Raw genomic sequence first — 16,697 nt, forward strand, 5'->3', positions numbered from 1 at the left:
AAAGTGATATGAATAAGACACAGCTCTTTTATGAGTATTATAAACAATGGGTAGACGTATATAAAAAAGGTGCGATCAGAGAGGCTACGATGGCAAAATATCTAATGACTCAGAAGTGGGTAGAAACACTTGCACCAGATCTGTTAATATCAGATCTTACGAGAACAGCATATCAGCAGCTTCTCAATGACTATGCCCTAAATCATGAAAGGCAGACTACGCTGGACTTTCATCACCAGCTTAAGGGGGCTATACTCGATGCTGTTGATGAAGGATTGATTGAAAGAGATCCTACACGTAAGGCGATCATAAAAGGGAAACCTCCGGGAGTTAAGAAAATAAAGTATCTGAATCAGTTTGAATTACATACCTTGATAGCCAGTCTGAATCTTAAAGAGAAACCGAACTGGGACTGGTTTATTCTACTGGTGGCAAAGACCGGTATGCGATTTTCGGAGGCGTTGGCAATTACTCCGGGAGATTTTGATTTTGCGAGGCAGACTTTATCTATTAGTAAGACATGGGACTATAAAGGTGAGGGGGGATTTCTGCCTACCAAGAATAAATCTTCAGTCCGAAAAATTCAGATTGACTGGCAGATCGTTGTTAAATTTGCGGAGCTGACCAAAGGAATGCCGGAAGACAGACCGATTTTTGCCGGGAAAGCGAAGATTTATAATTCTACAGCTAATGATGTGCTTACAAGACGCTGCAGGGAATGTGGAATATCAGAAATTTCCATCCATGGACTCCGGCATACGCATGCATCACTTTTGCTGTTTGCAGGAGTATCTATTGCGAGTGTTGCCCGAAGATTAGGACATGCAAGCATGACGACAACACAGAAAACATACCTGCATATTATACGAGAACTCGAAAATAAAGATGTTGATCTGGTAATGAGAACGCTGTCAGGCTTATAAAAGGATAGTGGTAGGAAAATTTACGCTGATATGGATGAGCGGTGCACCCGTTACATGGGTGCACCGTAAGTATATATGCAGGTTGTCTGGAAAACACACAGGTTTAATTTTTTGCATGCCAGGTATAGTTTTTGTTACAGGTTTTTCTCCCGGAGGACTTAAAATAGTACGTGATGATATGATAAGATAGACTCAGTGTACCGGCTGGCGGAAGGGCTGGCCGGGCGCTCCTGGGAGAAGAGGTTTTTATGAAATTATTGAAACTTGTGATCGTGGACGATGAACCCATCCTGCTGCAGGGACTGCTTGACACCTATGACTGGGCGGACATGGGCTTTAAGGTAGTGGGCTCGGCCCAGAGCGGGGAGCAGGCCATAGAGGTGATCAAAGAGACAAAGCCCCATGTGGTGCTGACGGACATACGGATGAAGCAGATCACGGGGCTTATGGTGATGGAGGAGATCCAGAAAACGGACATGGACTGCATGTTTATCGTCCTCAGCGCCTACCGGGATTTTGACTATGCCCAGCAGGCCTGCGATCTGGGGGCCTTCGCTTATCTGCTGAAGCCTATTGAGGATGAGAAGCTGCGGGAGACCATGGAGGCAGCCTACCGGACATGCATGGAGCAGATGGAGCAGGAGGCCAGGTATGAGAGCTGGGAGAAGCTGCTGGTAAAGGACGGAACCAGCTTTCAGCAGGTGGTTGTGCAGAATTATGTCCGGGACAGGCTCCCGGAGGAAAAAGTGGAAGAAGTCTTCCGGACGCTGGGAGACATGCCTGGAAATGAGGAGCGCTTTATCACTGTGTACGCGGATATAGATGTGGTCTACAAGATCACGGATTACCTGGATTATGAAGCAGCCAGATTTGCGCTTCTTAAAAGGCTGGAAGAGGAGCTGGAGAGCCGCTATTTCTGCTGGCGGGCTGACGGCGAGGAGACGGGCAGCGCGTTTATCGTCCGCACCACGGACAAAGAGGCGGTGGGAAAGCTGAAGCACTTCCTGGAATACATCAAAAAGGAGGAGCAGAGCAGGGTTATAGCCGCCATATCCAAGCCCTACAAAGGAATTGCCGGGATCAAAAGAAGTTATGTGGAAGCCCGGAAGCTGTTTGAGATTGCCAGTGTGTCCGGAGCGGGTGCCTTTACTTCCCCGGAGGGGGTGGAGCTGCCGGACCAGGCGGCGACGGCCGGAGAAAGCGGGGACGTGGACAACCTGATCGTGAACGCTGTGCGCAGGAACAGTGAGAAAGAGCTGAAGGAGGCATTTGTCCAGTTTGTCTACGGGCTGCCCCACGAGGAGGAACAGCAGCGGCAGCATCTCCATCGGATGATGCTGAAAGTGGAACTCATGCTCCAGGCATCTTACGGGCTGTCGGAGGATATCCGGGAAAAGTTCCGGGGCTACTACGACAATCTGGGGACCATCGGCGCGGCAAAGATGGTGGATGTCTGTTACCGGATCCTGTGCGCGGCCATTGAAGTGAGAAAAAGCGACGCAAAGCAGGATGAGACAAGATATTTCAAAGAGTACATGTCAGAGGCAGTGGCTTATATAGAGGAACATCTCAGGGACGAGGAGCTGTCCATTGTATCTGTGGCCTCCCACATTTATCTGAACCCGGTCTATTTCGGAAGGGTGTTTAAAAATACGTTCCACATGACGTTCAAGCAGTATCTTCTCCAGCAGAGGATGGAGAAGGCCAAAAAGCTGCTGGAGGAAGGAAAAGGCAGTATCGGAGATATCTGTGAGGCGGTGGGGATCCACAACCCGTCCTATTTTTCCCATGTGTTCAAGCAGTACACGGGGAAGCTCCCAAGCGAATACAAGAAAGAGTACGAGGGATAGACAGAAATCGATATGAAAAGAAACGAGAAGGTATCCGGTATACAGAAAAAATATCTGAAGTATACGGCGGCGCTCCTGGGGCTTGCGCTTCTTCTCTCCAGCCTGGGGGCCGGCCTGTATGTGAAGAACAGGCTGACCCGGGCGGTGATCGCAAAATACGAGTTTATGACGGAGAGAATGGGCATCAGCCTGGAAAATCTGTTTCGCCAGAGCGACGAGGCGACGGCAGAGTGCGTCCTCTATGACGATGTGCAGCAGAGCCTGCGCAGTAAGGGGGTGGAGGAAGTCAGCCGCATTGGTCTGAGTAAATATTTCGCCTATGTGGGGCTGGAGCACATCGCGGATTACTGCTATGTGGATAATAAAGGGAACGTATACAGTAAATCCTATTCAGATGTAACCTTTGAGGATGTGACGGACAGCGGTTTCCAGGAGTATCTGGGAGCGGACTACGCCCGGACGAAATGGTTCTGGGCGAAAGATACGCTTTTTGGAACAGAGGAGGAGGCGCTTTTTATCGGAAGGTATGTCCGGAGCATGGAGTACGCCCACGACCCCGGGATGCTGTTCTTCAGGATGGATGATGCGTTTCTGGAGGGGATCACAGGGACAAGTGGAGAGCTGACAAGCGAGGCGGCGGTTGGAATTATCGACGCCAAAGGGCAGCTCTGTTTTTCCTCGGTTCCGGAGGAATTCAGCGTGGGTAAGAAGCGCCAGGCGGATATAGCGGAGCGTATCGCCGGGAGCGGGTCTGCCGGCATGATCCTGGAGGGGGAGCGCATTCCGGGCGGCGTTCTGTCGGCGTACCGGGATGAGGCCAGCGGGCTGGCGGTCTTTTCCTTTGTGCCGAACAGGGTGCTGAACCAGGGGATCTTCCCTGTTTTCCTGGTGCTGGCCGGGATCTACCTTGTGGTGCTGGCTGCGGCCGCGGTGCTGAGTATTTATTTCTCCAGAAGATTTACAAAGCCCATTCAGGAGATCCGGACGGCCATGGCGGAATTTGACGGCAGTAATTTTGACCGGACCATAGAGCTCCATACCAACACAGAGCTGGACGAGATCGGTCACTCCTACAATGAACTTCTCGGGAATATCCAGAGGCTGCTGGAGGAGATCAAGGAGCAGGAGAGAGAGCTGCGCACATCGGAGCTGAACATGCTGATCAGCCAGATCAATCCCCATTTTCTGTACAACACGCTGGATACCATCTATATGCTGGCCCGGATCAACAAGGAAGAGACGACTATGCGGATGATCCAGGCCCTGTCCAGATATCTGCGGCTGTCGCTGAGCAAAGGAAACGATATAGTGACGGTGGAAGACGAGCTGGAGAATGTGAAGAGTTACATGGAGATCCAGCAGATACGAAACAAAGATCTTTTCTCCTACCAGGTAGACTGCCGGGTGGATGCCGCCCACACAACTGTTCTGAAGCTGGTCCTGCAGCCGCTTGTGGAAAATGCAGTAAAGTATGGATTCCGGGATATATTTGAGGGAGGACAGATCCGGATCACCGTGTGGAAGGAAGAAGAGGAGCTGTACCTGGAGGTGTACAACAACGGCACCCCCATGGAGGCGGACATGGTGCAGAAGATCAACGGAATGAACAAGCTGCCCTTAGGGGAGATGAAAAACTGCTTTCCGGATAAGAGGCACGGCTACGGCGTGGTAAATATTCTGACCCGGCTCAGACTGAAGTACGGGGACGGGGCAGCCTTTTACTGCAGAGCACAGGAAGATGGAACAACATGTACGATCAAAATTCCCCGGGGAGACGGGCAGGAGGCATATGAGCAGGAACAGATACAGATTTAGAGGAAGAGTGATACAGGCGGCAGCGGTTTCCCTGCTTTTCGCCGTGGCAGCCGCAGGCTGCACGGGAAGGCAGACAGAGGAAAACGCAGGCGGGGAGGAGGTGTCCATCCCGGTCATCCTGATCGTGGACTCCTCTACAGGCAACAAAAATGAGGAGGATGTGATCCAGGCATTCAATGAACTGTATGATGGGAAGTGGCAGGCGGATGTGGAGTGGGTCATGGAGACGGAGGAAGAGTACCGGCAGAACCTGAAACGGCAGAATGTGACGGATACCCTCCCGGCAGTTATTACAGATCTCCGGATGCTTCCCGCTTTCTATTATACGATGATCCAGGATGGCAGGATCGAGGAACTGTCCGGGTATATCAAGGAAGATGAAGAGTGGATGGAGATGATCGAGCCGTCGGTGCTGGAGTCCTGCAGCGAGGAGGACGGCAGTATCTATCTGGGCCCTGTCAGTACGGCGGCATTTTCCTGTTCCGGGATCTTCTGGAACGAGGAGCTGTTTGCACAGGCAGGTATTGAAAAATTCCCCGAAACATGGGAGGAATTCTGGGAGTGCTGCGAGAAGCTGGAGAGCTGCGGCATCACTCCGCTGGCCCTTCATACCGAGGGGACGGCCTGGGCGCCCATGCTTTTTGCCACGGCGGAGGCGGCCTCCACGGAGGAAGGGGCGCAGTTCATGCAGCAGTTTTACCCGGACACCTACCAGAATGAAAGCGGGCTGCGCATTGCCCGGACGCTGGAGCGGCTGTTTCAGTACACCACAGGTGATGCGCTGTATGTTGATTTTGATGTGTCCTATGAGAATTTTTTCTCCGGGAAGGCAGCCATGATCCCCAACGGATACTGGATGATGGATCAGATTCCCGAAGAGTGGCAGGACAAAGTAAGGTTCTCGGCATTTCCGGAAAACAGGCTGATCTCATCCCCGGAGACATTTGGCTGGGCCATTGTGTCCAGCTACAGCCAGGAAGTCAAAGAGGGGGCGGCGGCGCTTCTGAAGCTGCGCACGCAGATGAACATGGAGCAGAGGGAGGAGCTGTTTGAACAGAGTCCGGATTCCCTGACCCAGGCAGAGCGGGACTATATAGAGACCTACAAAAGCGGCCCGGTCCTTGTCCCCAACTACCAGGTGAAATGGAACTCCATCCTGCAGGAGGAGACGCTGGGAACCATCCTTCCGGATCTGGCCCAGGGGAAGATCAGCCCGGAGGAATTTACAAAAAAAGAAGATGAGAGCATCCAGGAATTTCTGGAGGAGCAGTGATACTTTGGCGCCGGAGAGCAAACCGGCGCTGAAGTATTTTTTTTGGCATTCCTGGTTTTTTATTTGATAACGGGGAGGAAGAGCGGCCGGTTATAATAGTCCCAGAACAAAGAAAACAGAGGTTTTCAGAAAGGTGAGGAAGGATATGAAAAAGAAAAAAGTAATATCATTATTATTAGTTGCAGCCATGACAGCAGGCCTGGTGGCAGGATGTGGAAGCTCCTCTGACTCCGGGGACAGCGGCAGCAGTGAGGCAGAAGGAAAGGTATATTACCTCAACTTTAAGCCTGAGGCGGACGAGTACTGGCAGGAACTGGCGGAAGTCTACACAGAGGAGACCGGCGTGGAGGTGACAGTTCTGACAGCGGCTTCCGGAGAGTATGAGAAGACACTGAAATCAGAGATGGCAAAGACAGATGCGCCTACCCTGTTCCAGGTAAACGGACCTGTGGGACTGGCAAGCTGGAAAGACTACTGCTATGATCTGTCTGACTCCGATATCGCAGGGGAGCTGACAGACGACAGCTTTGCGCTGATGGACGGCGATAAGATGGCAGGTATTGCCTACGTTATCGAGAACTACGGCATTATCTACAACAAGGACCTTCTTGAGAAAGCAGGCTACACAGCAGACGATATCACAGACTTTGACAGCTTCAAAAAGGTAGTGGAAGACATTACGGCAAGAAAGGATGAACTTGGATTTTCCGCTTTTACATCAGCAGGCATGGACAGCTCATCTGACTGGAGATTCAAGACACATCTGGCAAATCTTCCGATCTACTATGAGTATAAGGATGAGGGCATTGACAATACAGACGCCATCAAGGGCACATACCTTGACAATTACCGCCAGATCTGGGATCTGTACATCAATAATGCAACCTGCGAACCGACAGAGATTTCCACAAAGACAGCCGATGACTCTACAGCAGAGTTTGTGACAGAGGAAGCAGTCTTCTACCAGAACGGTACATGGGAGTACAACAATATCGCGGATATCGGGGATGAGAACCTTGGCATTCTGCCGATCTACATCGGAGTTGAGGGCGAGGAGAACCAGGGCGTCTGCACAGGAACAGAGAACTACTGGTGTGTAAACTCCAAGGCATCTGAGGAAGATATCCAGGCAACACTGGATTTCATGAACTGGTGTGTAACTTCCGATGAAGGTGTGGAGTCTATGTGCAAGGATATGGGATTTGTCATTCCGTTCGAGTCCAACCTTGAGTCTGAAAATACACTGGTAAACGAAGCCAATGCATATATGGAAGACGGGAAAACACCTGTGACATGGGTATTCTCAACCATGCCTTCTGAAGAGTGGAAAAACGGCGTAGGATCTGCGCTGACTGCATATGCGGCAGATCAGACAGATGCCAACTGGGATAAAGTTGTAAGCGCATTTGTGGACGGATGGGCTACAGAGGCAGCGGCATCAGCAGAGTAATCTTTCCGGAAGATCTGAAAGACATATTGAATTGAACAGGAAAGCGGCGGGCAGAAAAAGTCTGAACGCCGCTTTTTCAGAAGGAGGAGGATTTATATGGAAAAAGCGATCAAGCGGTATATGCCCATCTTTGTGCTTCCCACATTCTGCGCATTTATCCTTGGATTTATTATTCCGTTCGTAATGGGGATCTGGCTTTCGTTCTGCAAATTTACCACAGTCACGGATGCGAAGTTTGTCGGATTATCCAATTACATCGAGGCGTTTAAGGACACGGTGTTCAGACATTCTTTCTGGTATACCGCTCTTTTCGCCGTGGTCTCGCTGGTGGTGATCAATGTGATCGCCTTTGCCCTTGCCATGGCGCTGACCCAGAAAATGCGGGGAACCAATATTTTTCGCACGATCTTTTTTATGCCTAACCTGATCGGAGGCATCGTGCTCGGCTACATCTGGCAGCTCATCTTCAACGGCGTGCTGGCGCACTACAGCACAGCGCTGGGGCTGAATGAGTGGTACGGTTTCTGGGGACTGATCATTCTGGTGAGCTGGCAGCAGATCGGTTATATGATGATCATTTACATTGCAGGGCTTCAGTCCATCCCCGGAGACGTGATGGAGGCGGCCCAGATTGACGGTGCATCGCGGATCCAGAGACTTTTCAAAGTGACCATCCCCATGATGATGCCATCCATCACCATCTGTATGTTCCTGTCTATTACCAACGGATTCAAGCTCTTTGACCAGAACCTGTCGCTGACGGCAGGAGAACCGTCCAAGATGTCCGAGATGATGGCCCTGAACATATTCAACACATTCTATGGACGTACCGGATGGGAGGGAGTCGGCCAGGCCAAAGCAGTGATCTTCTTCGTCATCGTTGTGGCCATCGGCATGCTCCAGCTTAGGGCTACCCGTTCAAAGGAGGTGCAGCAGTAAATGAAAAAGAGAAGCAGGATAAGCACGCTGGGGACCGGCGCTTTCACCATACTGGGGCTGGTCTACATCGCCCCGATACTGATCGTGCTTATGAATTCCTTTAAGAAAAAAGTATATATCAACAAAGAACCTTTTACGCTGCCGACGGAAAAGACATGGAACGGCCTTGAGAATTATCTGACAGCCATCGACAAGTACGAACTGCTCAGCGCCGTGGGCTGGACGGTATTTATTACCGTTGGCTCCGTGCTGGTGATCCTTGTGTGCACATCCATGTGCGCCTGGTATATCACAAGGGTAAAGACAAAATTTACTAAGGCCCTGTACCTGCTCTGCGTGTTCTCCATGGTAGTTCCCTTCCAGATGGTGATGTTCACCCTGTCTCTGGTGGCGGACCGGACCAGGCTCAACACACCCTGGGGAATTATCATCATTTACCTGGGATTCGGAGCGGGACTGGCAGTCTTTATGTTCTGCGGTTTTGTAAAATCCATCCCGCTGGAGATCGAGGAAGCGGCTCTTATCGATGGCTGCACGCCTCTTAGAACTTTCTTTTCTGTGGTGCTTCCCATTATGAAGCCGACATACATCTCCGTGGGGATACTGGAAACCATGTGGATCTGGAATGACTTCCTCCTGCCTTACCTTGTACTGGACCTGAATAAATACAAGACCATATCTATTGCAATCCAGTATATGAAGGGAAGCTACGGCCGGGTGGACATGGGCGCCATCATGGCGGCGCTGATCCTGGCGGTCATCCCGGTGATCATCTTCTACCTGTCCTGCCAGAAGCACATTATCAAAGGTGTGGCAGCAGGCGCGGTGAAAGGATAAAACAATGGAAAAACATAAGGGGGCTGCCCGCGGTGCAGCCCTCCTTTATCCGCATGCCCAAAATGAGCAGCCATATTTTTATAAAGTATATATGCGGATATAAAGAAAAAAGAAGAAAAAATAAAAAAACAGCTTGCATTCTTCTGGAAACTGTTATATAATATCACTTGCGTTAGGGAATGGCCTGATGGAAATACAAAAGATGCGCGATTAGCTCAGCTGGCAGAGCACCTGACTCTTAATCAGGGTGTCCAGGGTTCGAACCCCTGATCGCGCACTTAGAAATCGCTGTTTTTGCGGACATTGCGAGCCGCGGGGACGGCGGTTTTTTTCTGCCCAAAATGGCGGATTTGCGCGGTTTCCATGCTTGCGACAGAAAAAGAACAAGGCAGAGCAAGGCGAAAAGAAAAATTGGACGGGAAACAAAAATGTGGCGCGAAATCCGTCGCGAGTTCGTCGCGAGCAAAATAAATAGTCCAAGTTGATAGTGAAAATTAATTGCAGAATTGACAGCAGATGTATCTGGAAAGATACCTGCTGTCATTTTTTGTAAATTTCAGGAACGTCTTACGGAAAAGTCCGGATAGAAACCTCTCAGTGCATTCATGATAAGCTTAAATGTAAGTTCGGCCATATGCTGGGGACTTACGGAAGATCCTTCTGACAGCCAGGCCTTGACCAGGCCGATACAGCCGGAGAGGCAGAAGGCGTAGTAGTATGTCAGGTCATCCATTTTCTCCGGGAATGTTTCCTTCAGGGCGTTCAGGCTGTGTTCGGAGAGGATGTTTTCAATACGGTGCAGAAAAGAGATGTCACCGTTAGGGCCCAGGAGAGCGGCGCAGATATCCCGGTTTTCCGCGAGGATGGAAAAAATATCCTCGATGAACGGAAAGCTGTCTTCGTTGAACGGACTTACCGGATGGGTATGGATCAGATCTTCGATGTCTTCAGTCAGTTCGTTTTCAATCTTTTCCATCATGTCATAGATGTCCGCATAGTGCAGATAGAAAGTGGAGCGGTTGATGTCCACTTTTTCTACGAGTTCTTTGACCGTGATCTCTTTTAAACTCTTTTCTTTCAGAAGTTCGGCAAGTCCCTGGCGGAGCTGGGCTCTGGTCTTGCGAACCCGCCGGTCCATATTTTTTGACATGAAACATTTCCTCCTTTAAAAATAATAGACACCGCATCGTTTGCTTATCCATTAACAGACAGAGTAGTGTTACATTAATGGTTGTATCTTTTTTATGATTTTACTATAATTCATAATGTTAAAAAAATCAACACAATATCTATTAATAGAACTAATGTTGTAAAAAGAAAGGAGACAGGGGACAATGCTGAGACAGGAATGGCACAGGCTGTTCAAAAATAAGAGTTTACTGATTGTTACAGTCGCGGTCATCGCGATCCCGACAATCTATACCACACTTTTTCTTGGATCCATGTGGGACCCATACGGGAATATCGATAAACTTCCGGTGGCGGTCATCAACCATGACGTGCCGGTCACCTATGAAGATCAGAAACTGGACATCGGTGGAACATTGATGGAGGAACTGAAAAACAACGATTCTCTGGACTTTCAGTTTCCGTCAGAGACGGAGGCGCAGAAGGGCCTTGAGAACGGCACGTATTATATGGTCATCACCATACCGAAGGAATTTTCGGCCCATGCCTCATCGTTGACAGACGCGCATCCGAAGAAGATGACGCTGGCTTATGAAACGAATCCAGGAACGAACTACATCGCGTCCAAGATGAGCGAGACGGCGATGAAGGAACTGGAGAGCTCAGTACGGGAAGAGGTTACAAAAACGTATACAGAAGTTCTGTTCGACAAGCTTGCGGAAGTGGGTGGCGGAATGCAGGAAGCGGCGGATGGTTCGAGTGAACTGAAAACAGGAACGGATCAGCTGACAGACGGAAATCAGACGATTACCGACAATCTGCAGGTCCTTTCAGACAGTGCCTTAGTATTTGTGGAGGGAAGCCGGGAACTGGAAGTGGGGATTAGCCAGTATACAGACGGGGTCAGTGCAGCTGCAGCAGGGGCAGAAGAGCTGCAAAGTGGTGTAAATGCACTGGACAGTGGTGTAAATGGTGCGCAGAAAGGAAGTTCTGACCTGGCAGCTGGCGCGGTGGATGTAGATGATAACATGACTGCGCTCAATGCCGGACTGTCCGAACTGAATGCGGCGGCGTCGGCCCTTCCCAATGCGGCGGATGTGCTGAATGACGGCGCGGATTCATTAAGTAACGGTGCGCAACAGCTCTCAGACGGGATTGCATCTCTGTCTGACGGGGCGGCCGGCCTGAAGAATGGTGCAGATCTGCTTAGCTCCGGCCTGCAGTCTGCTGCTTCCAGTTCCCAGTCGTTGCGCGACGGGGCGGCCGGGATCAGTCAGGCGCTGTCAACACTCGCCGGAGAGGAAGGTGTGCCGGAGGAAGTGAGGGCACAGATCGCAGCAGTTCAGCAGCAGGCGGACATATTTTCCACAAGCATTTCCGCCTACACATACGGTGTCGATGAAGCGGCGGCCGGGAGCGCGCAGATCGCATCGGAGATCCCGGATCTTCAGAACGGCATTTCCGCAGTACAGGGTGGTGCAGATTCCCTTAAGAACGGGATTGGGCAGCTTCAGGCTGGCACTTCCGCATTGGCAGAACAGGCGCCGGCGTTTGTGGATGGAATTTCCGCTGCTGCATCAGGGGCAGATCAGCTTCAGAAGGGAACATCGATGCTCCGGAAAGGATCTGCGGATCTGGACAGCGGTCTGGGAGAGCTGGCACAAGGAAGCGCGAAGCTGAAAGATGGAACGGATACGCTTGTCTCCGGAACCGGACAGCTTACCTCGAACAGCAAAGCGTTGACGGAGGGCGCGGCAACACTAACAGATGGAGCCTGCCAGATCAGCAGCGGCGCGGGACAACTCTCTGACGGCAGCGGCGAACTGGGCGATGGGATCAGGCAGGTTTCGGAAGGCGCGGAGACGCTGTCAAAGGAACTGGGAAGCGGCGCGGAGCAGATCCTGGAGACGAATACATCGGATCAGGCGGCAGATATGTTTGCCGCACCGATAGATACGGAAGAGACAAAGATTACGGAGGTGGCCAACAACGGACATGCCATGGCGCCGTATATGATGTCCGTAGGCTTGTGGGTTGGCTGTATCGCGTTCAGTCTGATGTATCCGCTGACCAGTTATGCCGGGCAGATGAAATGCGGTTTCCGCTGGTGGATCAGCAAGGCATCCGTACTCTATCTGACGGCAGTGCTCCAGGCAGTAGTTATGATCGGTGCACTGCATATATTCGATGGTTTTACACCTGTGGAAATGGGGAAGACGGTCCTGGTAGCGTGTGCGGCTTCCCTTGCGTTCATGTCGGTGATGTACTTCTTCACCAGCCTGCTGGGGCGCGTTGGAAGCTTCCTGATGCTGATCTTCATGGTGATCCAGCTGGCAGGTTCCGTGGGGACATATCCCTATGAACTGTCCGGATCATTTGTGCCGTATCTTCATGACTGGGTACCGTTTACGTATACGGTGGAAGCATTCCGAAGCACCATAAGCGGCGGGGAGAGTATCCGGGGCTGCCTCGTTTTCCTGTTGCTCCTGTTCCTCGTATTTACAGGACTTACGATCCTGGAGTTCACTGTGCGGGCACGGAAAATCCGGGAAGGAAGGAACACATGGATGGTATGGCTGGAAGAGCAAGGACTGGCATAATGGATGAAGTTTCGTTAAGGGACCAACTGTTCCGGGTATCAAATGAATAATAAACTTTCAGGGGCTATTGCAGGGCAGAAGAGATTGTCGGAGCAGTAGCCCTGTTAAGGTCGGATAGACGGAGTAAATCTATTATAATGAGAATAATTGAGCAGAGGGGCGGCGTTTTTTTCTGCCTTTTTATTGGATTGTGGAGAAAAGTCTGTGCAGAATGAGGTATAATAATTGCAGGAAGAAAGGCAGATGTACCATGAAGGGAAAAGGGAGAAAACGAAAAAAGACCAGATGGAAAAGAAGAGTGCTGGCAGTCTGCCTTGTGCTCGTACTGATCCCGGCAGGCTATATAGGGCTGATCCTTGGCTATATGGGGAAGGTGGAACCGGAGACAGACGCAGTTACCACAAATACAGAGAGCTCCATGTATACGCTGGAAGAATTTTCTGAGCGTCTGAAGCCCTACAGCGGGCTTTACGAGGAGGCGGTGCTTGCTCATGCAGATGAGCCTGACAGCGGGACGTACGTGATACCCGGTCTTGAGTCGGCCAGGACGCTCACCTCGAACGGAGACGGAAAATATTCTATATGTACAAGCATGACGCCTCAGGGGATCACTGTGTCAGAGCAGTATCTGTTTATCAGCGCTTACTGTCAGTCTAAGACACATAACTCTGTTGTCTTTATGATAGATAAGGAGACCCATGAGTTTGTTAAGGAGATCGTCCTGCCCAACAAGGCCCACGTGGGGAGTCTTGCGTATGATGGCGAGAACAATAATCTGTGGGTGTGTGGGAGCAGGAATGGCGTGGCCCAGGTGAATGCGCTGGATATGGAAAGCGTGGAGGCGTATGATTTTTCTGAGAGCTGGGAGCCGGTCAGCTTTCTGCATGTCAACAATATACTGGACATACCGAGAAGCTCTTTCATGACCTATCACGCTTCGTATCTCTACGTGGGATATTATTCTACAAAGGAGAACAGCATGATCAAAAAATATGAGGTGCAGGATGACGGAAATATACAGAGTGTTCCCATCAAGCACCGCACGTCAAAAGTCCGGCAGGGCGTGGCGGATGACGAGGACCTGAAAATATCCCGGTATGCCCAGGGGATGACCTTCCTGAGCGATATACTTTTCCTGTCTTATTCCATGGGGATTGTTCCTTCAAGGCTGGCGGCATACCAGGTCTCTGACGGTATCAGGGATTACACAGATGAGATGGCACTGGAGGATATCCGTCTCCCGTATATGCTGGAACAGATCTGCATGGACGGAGGGACGATGTACCTTCTCTTTGAGTCGGGAGCCTACCCGTACCGATATCTCCCCGGGCTCTCTGTGGACAGAGTCCTGAAAATAGATATCCTGTAGACAGCGAAAACCCGCTGGCCATGAGGCCCGCGGGTTTTCGTCGTTGTTATAGTTATCTAAAGGAATGAGAGTAAAGTGCAACACCAAAGAATTCTGCCGTGGTGTCTTACTTTATGAGGGGGGAGATAGTTGACTGTTCATCAACTATCTGACTGTTATTATAATGAACAGATATGTCCAAAATATGAGCAGTCTCTAAAAAAATCAGAAAGTTTCTTAATAGAACCTTAAGTTTTTATAATCGCTGTGTTTAGAATTAAAAACAAGACAAATATCGAAAGTTTTCGCTCTATTCATTATCCTTTATTATAGCAGAAAATGGCGTAAAATCAAGAAATATATAGGATAACAGAGCAACAAAAAATGACCAGACATCCGAAGGAATGTCTGATCATTTTTTGTCTTCCTGATCACTGAGAGCAGATAACGGGAGTCGAACCCGCCTTTCCAGCTTGGGAAGCTAGCGTCATACCGATAGACTATATCTGCATGGTTCCAGTATAACACCTTTTAGAAAAAAATCAAGCGGGTGATGGGAATCGAACCCACGTATCCAGCTTGGAAGGCTGGTGTTCTACCATTGAACTACACCCGCGAACGAATGTTATATTATCATATAAATTTAAAAAATGCAAGGGGAAGTTAAAAAATCAATGTAAAAATATCAGGGGTATGCCGGGATGGGAAAGAAAAGCAGGAAGGGAGGAGGGACCTTATTGCTGCGATTACCTTAAATGCCCTGTGAGAATATCGACGAATTCACCAGTCGTGGGTTTGCTGAACAGAGGGCAGGGAGAAATAGCCTGCAGAAGATTTTTGTTTCCTCTTTCCCAGCAAACAGTGATGACGGTGCGCAGATCACGCTCCACACTCCCGGCGCTTGTGTGGCAGATCTCTGCAATTTTAGGATATAGTAATTTGCTGATGCCGAGCAGGTAGTCTTCGTCTTCAAGGCAAAGCGAAACAGCAACAATTAAGTATCTATATCCGCGATATGTCGCACCAATTCCAAGAGAACGCACCAAATATTGAATATCATTCATTTCAGCGATAACTATAACTCCCTTCCTGCCTGGCAGAACTCCACATGTTATATTATCGGAAAGCGGCCCGCTTATAATTATAAACGACATTATTCGACATTCTACGATAAAACAAGACGGAATGGAGAACTCTTTGGGGAGAATGACATATATTGATCATAAGAAGGTAAAAGACGGTGATCTTGTGCAGGTTTTTGGAATAGATGTGAGTGGATCGCAGGGAAATATTGACTGGGAGGAAGTCAAGAGAGCAGGGGTGCGCTCGGCCATGATCCGGGCAGGCTTCGGAAGCGGGAGCATTGACGTCCAGTTCCGAAGGAACGCGGAGGGCTGCACCCGGCAGGGCATACCCTTCGGTGTGTACTGGCTGTCCTACGCCTGGTCGCCTGGGATGGCCCGGGAGGAGGCCCGGCAGTGTCTGGAGACCATTGAAGATTATAAGGTGGACTACCCGGTGTGCATATACTTTGGGAGAGACACGGTCCGCTATGCGGCGTCAAGGGGCGTAGCGGTGACAAAGGAGCTGGCCACCCGGATCGTGGAAGCTTTCTGCGAGAGCGTGGAGGAGCGGGGATATGCTGCCATGTACGGCACCGAGCCGGACTTTCTGGAGAACCTGTTTGACGGCAGGCTCAGGGAAAAGTATCCCCTCTGGATACAGGGGGACGGGCCGCCTTGCGTGATTTCATAATTTCTTAAGAAATTCCGCATCTGCCTCTTAAAAAATCCCTGCTATTCTTGTAATATGTAAGGGAGGTGATAAAGATGGCAAAAATATTAGTATGTGACGACGACAAAGAAATTGTGGAGGCAATTGACATATATCTGACACAGGAGGGGTATGAAGTGCTGAAAGCCTACGACGGGCAGGAGGCGCTTAAGGTGTTGAATGCAAACGATGTGGACCTTCTGGTGATCGATGTCATGATGCCGCGCCTGGACGGGATCCGGGCGACGCTGAAGATCCGGGAAGAGAACAATATTCCCATTATCATCCTTTCTGCAAAGTCGGAGGATGCGGATAAGATCCTCGGACTCAATGTGGGGGCGGACGACTATGTGACAAAGCCGTTTAATCCGCTGGAGCTGGTGGCCAGGGTAAAATCCCAGCTGCGCAGATTTACCCAGCTTGGAAGCACGGCAAAGGAAAACAATGCGGCAGTATACACGACAGGGGGACTCTCCATCAATGATGATCTCAAGGAAGTGACTGTGGACGGCGAGCCGGTGAAGCTGACTCCTATCGAGTACAATATCCTGCTGCTTCTCGTGAGAAATCAGGGCAAAGTTTTCTCTATCGAGCAGATCTATGAGAATATCTGGAACGAAGATGCCATCGGAGCGGACAACACAGTGGCGGTACATATCCGGCACATCCGGGAGAAGATCGAGATCAATCCGAAGGATCCCAGATATCTCAAAGTAGTCTGGGGAGTAGGCTACAAGGTAGAGAAGATATAAACAGGAGGG

General features: G+C 50.2%; 13 protein-coding genes and 3 tRNA genes. 12 read left to right on the forward strand and 4 right to left on the reverse strand.

Annotated features, from left to right (window positions below):
* Positions 1–8: 8 nt before the first annotated feature.
* From INF30_RS10630 to INF30_RS10665, 8 genes are all read left to right on the forward strand, one after another.
* A complete protein-coding gene (locus INF30_RS10630) occupies positions 9–923 on the forward strand; it encodes a site-specific integrase (protein WP_330391202.1) in 915 nt (304 codons plus the stop codon).
* A 248-nt stretch (positions 924–1,171) separates the two neighbouring features.
* Positions 1,172–2,773, forward strand: a complete 1,602-nt coding sequence (locus tag INF30_RS10635) for a response regulator (protein WP_226395168.1) — start codon at positions 1,172–1,174, stop codon at positions 2,771–2,773.
* A 12-nt stretch (positions 2,774–2,785) separates the two neighbouring features.
* Entirely contained in the window at positions 2,786–4,588 is a 1,803-nt protein-coding gene (locus tag INF30_RS10640) for a sensor histidine kinase (RefSeq protein WP_226395169.1), read from the forward strand.
* Complete coding sequence (locus INF30_RS10645) at positions 4,563–5,861, forward strand: ABC transporter substrate-binding protein (protein ID WP_226395170.1); 1,299 nt, start codon at positions 4,563–4,565, stop codon at positions 5,859–5,861. The genes INF30_RS10640 and INF30_RS10645 overlap by 26 nt, the downstream gene beginning before the upstream one ends.
* Positions 5,862–6,006: 145 nt before the next feature.
* The gene (locus INF30_RS10650) at positions 6,007–7,311 is read left to right on the forward strand and encodes an ABC transporter substrate-binding protein (protein WP_226395171.1); all 1,305 of its coding nucleotides are present in this window, start codon (positions 6,007–6,009) and stop codon (positions 7,309–7,311) included.
* 96 nt (positions 7,312–7,407) lie between these two features.
* Complete coding sequence (locus tag INF30_RS10655) at positions 7,408–8,250, forward strand: carbohydrate ABC transporter permease (RefSeq protein ID WP_033125963.1); 843 nt, start codon at positions 7,408–7,410, stop codon at positions 8,248–8,250.
* A complete protein-coding gene (locus tag INF30_RS10660; RefSeq protein WP_205156387.1) occupies positions 8,251–9,087 on the forward strand; it encodes a carbohydrate ABC transporter permease in 837 nt (278 codons plus the stop codon).
* A 204-nt stretch (positions 9,088–9,291) separates the two neighbouring features.
* Positions 9,292–9,364, forward strand: a tRNA-Lys gene (locus INF30_RS10665).
* Positions 9,365–9,643: 279 nt separating this feature from the next.
* Here the strand turns inward: INF30_RS10665 and INF30_RS10670 are convergent.
* Positions 9,644–10,237, reverse strand: coding sequence for a TetR/AcrR family transcriptional regulator (locus INF30_RS10670; RefSeq protein WP_076780137.1), 594 nt, complete (start codon positions 10,235–10,237; stop codon positions 9,644–9,646).
* A gap of 184 nt (positions 10,238–10,421) precedes the next feature.
* On the opposite strand from INF30_RS10670, the gene INF30_RS10675 reads away from it, so the two are divergent.
* Entirely contained in the window at positions 10,422–12,815 is a 2,394-nt protein-coding gene (locus INF30_RS10675; RefSeq protein ID WP_226395172.1) for a YhgE/Pip family protein, read from the forward strand.
* A gap of 250 nt (positions 12,816–13,065) precedes the next feature.
* Positions 13,066–14,184, forward strand: coding sequence for a YncE family protein (locus INF30_RS10680; protein ID WP_226395173.1), 1,119 nt, complete (start codon positions 13,066–13,068; stop codon positions 14,182–14,184).
* Between the two features lie 418 nt (positions 14,185–14,602).
* Here INF30_RS10680 and INF30_RS10685 read toward each other — a convergent pair.
* The 3 genes from INF30_RS10685 to INF30_RS10695 form a co-directional block, all read right to left on the reverse strand.
* Positions 14,603–14,673: transfer RNA gene (locus INF30_RS10685), tRNA-Gly, on the reverse strand.
* 35 nt (positions 14,674–14,708) lie between these two features.
* Positions 14,709–14,779: transfer RNA gene (locus tag INF30_RS10690), tRNA-Gly, on the reverse strand.
* Between the two features lie 130 nt (positions 14,780–14,909).
* Positions 14,910–15,317 (reverse strand): sporulation initiation factor Spo0A C-terminal domain-containing protein, encoded by a 408-nt coding sequence (locus tag INF30_RS10695; protein ID WP_226395174.1) that lies wholly within the window; start codon positions 15,315–15,317, stop codon positions 14,910–14,912.
* Between the two features lie 52 nt (positions 15,318–15,369).
* On the opposite strand from INF30_RS10695, the gene INF30_RS10700 reads away from it, so the two are divergent.
* Both INF30_RS10700 and INF30_RS10705 read left to right on the forward strand, forming a co-directional pair.
* Positions 15,370–15,918 (forward strand): GH25 family lysozyme, encoded by a 549-nt coding sequence (locus tag INF30_RS10700; RefSeq protein ID WP_226395175.1) that lies wholly within the window; start codon positions 15,370–15,372, stop codon positions 15,916–15,918.
* 74 nt (positions 15,919–15,992) lie between these two features.
* On the forward strand, positions 15,993–16,688 hold the full coding sequence (locus INF30_RS10705) for a response regulator transcription factor (protein WP_226395176.1): 696 nt from the start codon (positions 15,993–15,995) through the stop codon (positions 16,686–16,688).
* Positions 16,689–16,697 lie beyond the last annotated feature (9 nt).

It is taken from the genome of Claveliimonas monacensis (assembly GCF_014982975.1).
Lineage (GTDB): Bacteria > Bacillota > Clostridia > Lachnospirales > Lachnospiraceae > Claveliimonas > Claveliimonas monacensis.